The organism is Pseudomonas sp. RP-B7 (assembly GCF_059803535.1).
Genome location: NZ_JAPFHC010000050.1, coordinates 21,873 through 27,969 on the forward strand (window position 1 = coordinate 21,873; position 6,097 = coordinate 27,969).

General features: G+C 63.3%; 6 protein-coding genes and 1 pseudogene. 1 reads left to right on the top strand and 6 read right to left on the bottom strand.

Translation table 11 applies throughout. The features are described 5' to 3' along the window. Positions 1 to 5: 5 nt before the first annotated feature. The 6 genes from hpaH to OPU96_RS27865 all read right to left on the bottom strand — a co-directional run bounded on the left by hpaH (position 6) and on the right by OPU96_RS27865 (position 5,210). On the bottom strand, positions 6 to 809 hold the full coding sequence (hpaH, locus tag OPU96_RS27840; RefSeq protein WP_498560118.1) for a 2-oxo-hept-4-ene-1,7-dioate hydratase: 804 nt from the start codon (positions 807 to 809) through the stop codon (positions 6 to 8). Between the two features lie 25 nt (positions 810 to 834). Beyond that, positions 835 to 1,239 (bottom strand): 5-carboxymethyl-2-hydroxymuconate Delta-isomerase, encoded by a 405-nt coding sequence (locus OPU96_RS27845; protein ID WP_226456018.1) that lies wholly within the window; start codon positions 1,237 to 1,239, stop codon positions 835 to 837. Positions 1,240 to 1,253: 14 nt separating this feature from the next. Then, positions 1,254 to 2,177 (bottom strand): 3,4-dihydroxyphenylacetate 2,3-dioxygenase, encoded by a 924-nt coding sequence (gene hpaD / locus OPU96_RS27850; protein WP_226456017.1) that lies wholly within the window; start codon positions 2,175 to 2,177, stop codon positions 1,254 to 1,256. 118 nt (positions 2,178 to 2,295) lie between these two features. Beyond that, a complete protein-coding gene (gene hpaE / locus OPU96_RS27855) occupies positions 2,296 to 3,756 on the bottom strand; it encodes a 5-carboxymethyl-2-hydroxymuconate semialdehyde dehydrogenase (protein ID WP_498560119.1) in 1,461 nt (486 codons plus the stop codon). A 22-nt stretch (positions 3,757 to 3,778) separates the two neighbouring features. Continuing rightward, positions 3,779 to 4,543, bottom strand: coding sequence for a fumarylacetoacetate hydrolase family protein (locus tag OPU96_RS27860; RefSeq protein WP_192300420.1), 765 nt, complete (start codon positions 4,541 to 4,543; stop codon positions 3,779 to 3,781). Positions 4,544 to 4,553: 10 nt separating this feature from the next. Continuing rightward, the gene (locus OPU96_RS27865) at positions 4,554 to 5,210 is read right to left on the bottom strand and encodes a fumarylacetoacetate hydrolase family protein (RefSeq protein ID WP_498560120.1); all 657 of its coding nucleotides are present in this window, start codon (positions 5,208 to 5,210) and stop codon (positions 4,554 to 4,556) included. A 179-nt stretch (positions 5,211 to 5,389) separates the two neighbouring features. On the opposite strand from OPU96_RS27865, the pseudogene OPU96_RS27870 reads away from it, so the two are divergent. Further along, positions 5,390 to 5,710: pseudogene (locus OPU96_RS27870) on the top strand (energy transducer TonB); the annotation flags it as partial. Between the last annotated feature and the right edge of the window lie 387 nt (positions 5,711 to 6,097).

The window sequence follows — 6,097 nt, forward strand, 5'->3', positions numbered from 1 at the left end:
CACCCTCAGACAAAGCGGCAGGCAATGCTGCCCAGTTGGTCGTAGTCGACATGGAAGGTGTCGCCCGGACCGGCCGTCACCGGCCGCGTGAACGAGCCGCCGAGGATGATCTGCCCCGGTTCCAGGCTCACGTCGTAGGCCGCGAGCTTGTTGGCCAGCCATGCCACGCCCTTGGCCGGGTGATTGAGCACGGCGGCGCTGACCCCGGATTCCTCGATCACGCCGTTGCGGTACAGCACCGCCGGAATCCGCCGCAGGTCCACGTCGGTGGGGCGTACCGGGCGGCCGCCCATCACCACGCCGGCGTTGGCGGCGTTATCGGAAATGGTGTCGAACACCTTGCGGGTGGCGCCGGTCTGCGGATCGACCTGCTGGATGCGCGCGTCGATGATTTCCAGCGCCGGGATCACCCATTCGGTGGCATCGAGTACGTCGAATACCGTGACGTTCGGGCCCTTGAGGGGTTTGCCGAGGATGAACGCCAGTTCGACTTCCACCCGCGGCACGATGAAGCGTTCGAAAGGGATGTCGGTGCCTTCGTCGAAGAACATGTCGTCGAGCAGGGCGCCGAAGTCGGGTTCGGTGATGTTCGACGAGACCTGCATGGCGCGGGAGGTCAGGCCGATCTTGTGGCCGACCAGCTTGCGCCCGTCCCTGATCTTGCGTGCTACCCATGCGCGTTGGATGGCGTAGGCGTCGTCGAGGGTGATGTCGGGGTAGCTGAGGGAAAACTGCGCGACTTGCTGGCGCGTGCGTTCGGCCGTGTCGAGGCGCTCGGCCGCGAGTTGGATCAAGGTTGAATCGAGCATGACGGGTCTCTCTGCAAAAAAGGATTCAGCGGTTGAACAGCGGGTGCAGGCTGCTGTGTTTGCCGTCGTAGACCTGGCCCGGGCTTTCGTCGATCTGCAGGGTGATGCCGATCGGTCGCTGCAGCAGCAGGTGGCCCAGGTGTGCGTTCAACACCGCCAGCAATTGGTCGCCGACCTGTTGGTGCACCGCTGCGCTGCGCCCGGCGCCCATGCGCAGGTTGGCGTAGAGAAAGCCGTAGTCGCCGTTGCCGTCGGCCACGGCGCTGTGGGCGGCGGGGTAGGCCAGCACGCGGGTGCCGCCCTTGGGGAAGACCGCTTTGCCGCTTGCGTCGTGTTGCTCGAGCATGGTGTCGGCAAGTGCCCGGCACAGGCCCGGGATGTCGGCGCAGGGCTCCAGGTCGGCGGTGTAGAGCAGGACTAAGTGGGGCATGTCAGGTCTCTCTGTCAGAGGCGGCTGGTGGAGGCCACGGCAGTGGGGTTGGACGCGCTGGCCGGCGGCGTGGCCGAGCCGTCCTGTGGCGTCACCGGGAAAATCGCGTTGATCTGGCCGGTACCGGAGGCGGCGAAGTAGGGCGTCAGTACTTCGACTTTGGCGTCGTAGTTCGACCAGCCCATGGCCCCCAACAGCATCGCGGTGTCGTGCATGAAACCTTCGCCGTGCCCCTTGGCCGCGTACTCCGGGAGCATGCCGCAGAACTCCGGCCACTCGGCGTCCTGCCACATCTGCACCACACGCTGGTCGAGGGTTTCGAGGAACGGGCTCCAGATCCGGGTGGCGAATTCCGGGGCCTGGCCGTTCTGGGCAAAACGGTGTGACAGTGAACCGCTGGCAAGGAACGCCACGGTACCGTCGTAGTGCTCTTGCACCGCCTTGCGCATGGCCCAGCCGAGGCGGGCGCTGTCGTTGAGGTAGTGCGAGGTGCACAGCGCCGACACCGAGATCACCTTGAAATGCTGGTCGGCGTTCATGTAGCGCATCGGCACCAGCGTGCCGTATTCCGGCGCCAGGGTGGTGGCGTGGTGGGCCATGGTTTCCACGCCAAGGCGGTTGCATTCATCGGCGAGGATTTTGCCCAGCTCCGGGTTGCCGGGGAACTCGTACTCCATGTTGCTGATGAAGTGCGGCAGTTCGTTGCTGGTGTACAGGCCCTTGAAATGCGGCCCGCAATTGATGTGGTAGTTGGCGTTGACCAGCCAGTGGGTGTCGAACACCACCAGCGTATCGACTCCCAGTTCCCGGCAGCGTCGGCCGATTTCGCGATGCCCGTCGATGGCGGCCTGGCGAAAGCCCTGGCGTGGGCCGGGCAGTTCCGACAGGTACATCGACGGCACGTGAGTGATCTTGGCGGCTAGAGCAAGCTTGCCCATGACGGTTCTCCTGGCGGGGCCCTCGAGGGCCCGGATTCTTGTGATTGGTCTGCGCGAAGGTGGCCGGTGACCCTTGCCGTTTTATAAACCCGGCAGGCTCACGATAGCGAGTCGATCCTCACAGCCCCCAGCGTGGAATGTGATGGCTGCCCATGGAGATGCAGATGTTCTTGGCTTCGGTAAACACCTCGAAGCTGTATTCGCCGCCTTCACGCCCGGTGCCCGAGCCCTTGACGCCGCCGAACGGCTGGCGCAAATCGCGCACGTTCTGGCTGTTGATGAAGACCATGCCGGCTTCGATGCCGTAGGCCAGGCGATGGGCCTTGCCGATGTCCTGGGTCCAGATGTAGGAGGCCAGGCCGTACTCGGTGTCGTTGGCCAGGCGCAGGGCTTCGGCCTCGTCCTTGAACTTGATCAGGCACACCACCGGGCCGAAGATTTCTTCCTGGGCGATGCGCATGCGGTTGTCCACGTCGGCAAACACGGTGGGCTGGATGAACTGGCCCTTGGACAAGTGCGCCGGCAGATTGGCCGGGCGTTCCAGGCCGCCGGCCAGCAGGTTGGCGCCTTCTTCGATGCCGATCTTGATATAGCCGGTGACCTTGTCGTAATGGGCCTGGGTGATCATCGAGCCGACCTGGGTCTTCGGGTCTTGCGGATCGCCGACGATCAGGCGCTTGGCGCGTGCGGCGAACTCGGCGACAAAGCTGTCGTAGACGGTTTCCTGGATAAAGATGCGGCTGCCGGCGGTGCAGCGTTCACCGTTCAGCGAGAAGATAGTGAACAGCGCTGCGTCCAAGGCGCGATCAAGGTCGGCATCGTCAAAAATCAGCACCGGGCTCTTGCCGCCCAGTTCCATCGAGTACTTTTTCAAGCCTGCGGTCTGCATGATCCGCCGCCCGGTGGCAGTGCCGCCGGTGAAGGAAATCGCGCGCACATCGGGGTGGCGTACCAGCGCATCGCCGGCCGTTGCGCCGTAACCCTGAACGACGTTGAGCACGCCGGGCGGGATGCCGGCTTCCAGTGCCAGGCGCCCGAGTTCATTGGCGGTCAGCGGCGACAGTTCGCTCATCTTCAGCACCGCTGTATTACCCAGGGCCAGCGCGGGCGCGGTCTTCCAGGTGGCGGTCATAAACGGTACGTTCCACGGCGACACCAGCGCGCAGACCCCCACCGGCTGGCGCAGGGTGTAGTTGAGCATCTGGTCGTCGACCGGGTAGCTGTGGCCGTCCATGCGCGTGCAGACTTCGGCGAAGAAATCGAAGTTATGCGAGGCACGCGGGATTAGCACGTTCCTGGTCTGGTGGATCGGCAGGCCGGTGTCGAGGGTTTCCAGTTCGGCCAGGTTCGGCACGTTCTGCTCGATCAACTCGCCGAGCTTGCGCATCAGCCGCGCGCGCTCCTTGGCCGGGGTGTTGGCCCACTTGGGGAAGGCCTGCTTGGCCGCCGCGACGGCCAGGTTGACCTCCTCGACACCGCCGCTGGCGACTTCACCCAGGGCTTCGCCGGTGGCCGGGTTGTAGTTGGTGAAGGTGTCGCGGCTCTCGACTTCGCGGCCGTTGATCCAGTGCTTGATCATGCTGTGCTCTCTGTTGTTGTGTTCAGCCGCGCGCGGCAAAGAATTCGGATTCGCTGACGATGCGATTGACCAGGCGGCCAACGCCTTCGACTTCCACCACCACTTCATCCCCCGGCACCACATCGGCCAGGCCTTCGGGCGTGCCGGTGGCGATCATGTCGCCGGGTTGCAGGGTCATGAAGCTGGAGAAGTATTCGATCAGGTAGGGGATGTCGAAGATCATGTCGGCAGTACTGCCTTGCTGCTTCAACTCGCCATTGATCCAGGTGCGCAGGGTCAGTCGCGACGGATCGGGCACGTCGGCGGCGTCAACGATCCACGGGCCGACTGGGGTGGTGCAGTCGCGGTTCTTCACGCGCAGGTTGGGGCGGTAGTAGTTTTCCAGGTAGTCGCGGATCGCATAGTCGTTGCACACCGTGTAGCCGGCCAAATAGTCCAGCGCGTCCGCCCGCTTGACGTTGCGTGCCGGCTTGCCGATCACCGCCACCAACTCGCACTCGTAGTGCATGTACTTGACGTTGTCGGGGCGCCAGGTCACTTGGTTGTGGCCGGTGTAAGTGCCCGGCGACTTGATGAATGCCAGCGGTTCGGTGGGCGCGTTGAAGGCCAGTTCGGCGGCATGGTCGGCGTAGTTCAGGCCCAGGGCGAACATGCTGCCCTCGGCAGGCGGCAGCCATTGCACCTGATGTTCGGCGAGCAGGCGGCCATCGGCGAGGCGCACGGCGTTGTCGGCTTCTACGGTGACGGTGTGGATCTGGTTCTGATAACGGATGCGTGCGTGTTTCATCGGTGATTCCTCACTCGGCCACGATTGAGTTGCGCAGGCGACCGAGGCCGCTGATTTCCACCACGACGTCATCGCCGGGCACTACATCGACGCGGCCTTCCGGGGTGCCGGTGATCAGCACGTCGCCTTCATGCAGGGTCATGAATTCGCTGAGTTCGGCAATCAGCCGGGGAATGCTGCGCACGAAATTGGCAGTGCTGTCTTCCTGGCGCACTTCGCCGTTGACCAGCAGCTTGAGTATCAGGTTGTGGGCGTGCGGAACATCGCGGGTGGGGATCACCTCGCTGCTGAGTGCACAGAAGCCATCGCGGCACTTGGCTTTGACGGCGGGGCGGTAGTAGCTGTCTTCGGGCAGGCTGAATTCGTTGACGATCAGGTAGCCAGCGACGTGGGCCAGGGCGTCCTGCTCGGCGACGCGGCTGGCGGTCTTGCCGATTACCACGCCCAGCGCCGGGCCGGGTTGCAGGCGCTCGCCGGCGGGGGCGGTCACGGCTTGGCCGTCGGTGGTGCGGGTGTTGGGGGTCTTGATGAACAGGACCGGTTTTTGCGGTGGCTGCTGGTAGGGCGGTTGGTTGAATTCGGCCAGTCGGCTTTGCAGCAGACCGGTGTAGTTCAAGGCAACGCCGAACAAGGTGCCTGTGGCGATTTCGCTGGCGGCGCGGGGCATGCGGATCTCCTGAGTCTGGCTGGATTGGTTAACATGTTAATCTTATGATTAAGATGTTAACAATGCCTGGGTGGGTTTTTTTTCAGCAGGTCAAGTCAGCGGCGAAAAGATCAATCGCAGCCTGATCGACGTGTTTGCCCGCACGCCCGGTGTGTATAGCCAGGCTGGTAACGAAAGATTCGCCCAAGTACAAAGTCTCGGTGGGCGGCATCTACCGCTTCAACGAGCATTTGACCTTGAACACCGACGTTACGTACCAGAGCACGGCGCCGTCGGAGTATGAGTTCGACACGGCAGGCAAGGTGACGGGCGAGCGGCGCAGCGACAACTATGTGCTGGCCAACTTCAGCGGTGAGTACAAGGTCACCAGGAATGTGGCGGTGTCGGGCTTTGTGAAAAATGCCTTCGACAAGGAATACGTGACCAACAACCGTGGCGGCGACATTATCGATGCGGGTGCGCCGCGTACGTTTGGGGTGGCGGTGAGTTACGACCTGTAACCGGGTCGCCCTGTGGGGCTCGGATCAAGTGTGTCGAGCCTTCGAAGGCGTGGCATGGCTGGCAGGGATGTCGCCTGAGCCACCGCTATCGCAGGCAAGCCAGCTCCCACATTTGAGCGGTGTCGTTCGGCAGAACGCGTCCGGCTGCAGATCTCCCAAACAACACCAATCCTCTGTGGGAGCTGTCGAGCTTTAGCGAGGCTGCGAAGGCGGCGGCACTGTTGGTAGACGTGTTGGCTGAAGCACCGCTTTCGCAGGCACGCCAGCTCCCACATTTGAGCTGTGTCGTTCGGCAGAACGCGTCCGGCTACAGATCTCCCAAACAACACCAATCCTCTGTGGGAGCTGTCGAGCTTTAGCGAGGCTGCGAAGGCGGCGGCACTGTTG

Bases quoted from the DNA above. Each gene is read 5' to 3' on its own strand.
- hpaH (WP_498560118.1), bottom strand. From the start codon at position 809: ATGCTCGATTCAACCTTGATCCAACTCGCGGCCGAGCGCCTCGACACG.
- OPU96_RS27845 (WP_226456018.1), bottom strand. From the start codon at position 1,239: ATGCCCCACTTAGTCCTGCTCTACACCGCCGACCTGGAGCCCTGCGCC.
- hpaD (WP_226456017.1), bottom strand. From the start codon at position 2,177: ATGGGCAAGCTTGCTCTAGCCGCCAAGATCACTCACGTGCCGTCGATG.
- hpaE (WP_498560119.1), bottom strand. From the start codon at position 3,756: ATGATCAAGCACTGGATCAACGGCCGCGAAGTCGAGAGCCGCGACACC.
- OPU96_RS27860 (WP_192300420.1), bottom strand. From the start codon at position 4,543: ATGAAACACGCACGCATCCGTTATCAGAACCAGATCCACACCGTCACC.
- OPU96_RS27865 (WP_498560120.1), bottom strand. From the start codon at position 5,210: ATGCCCCGCGCCGCCAGCGAAATCGCCACAGGCACCTTGTTCGGCGTT.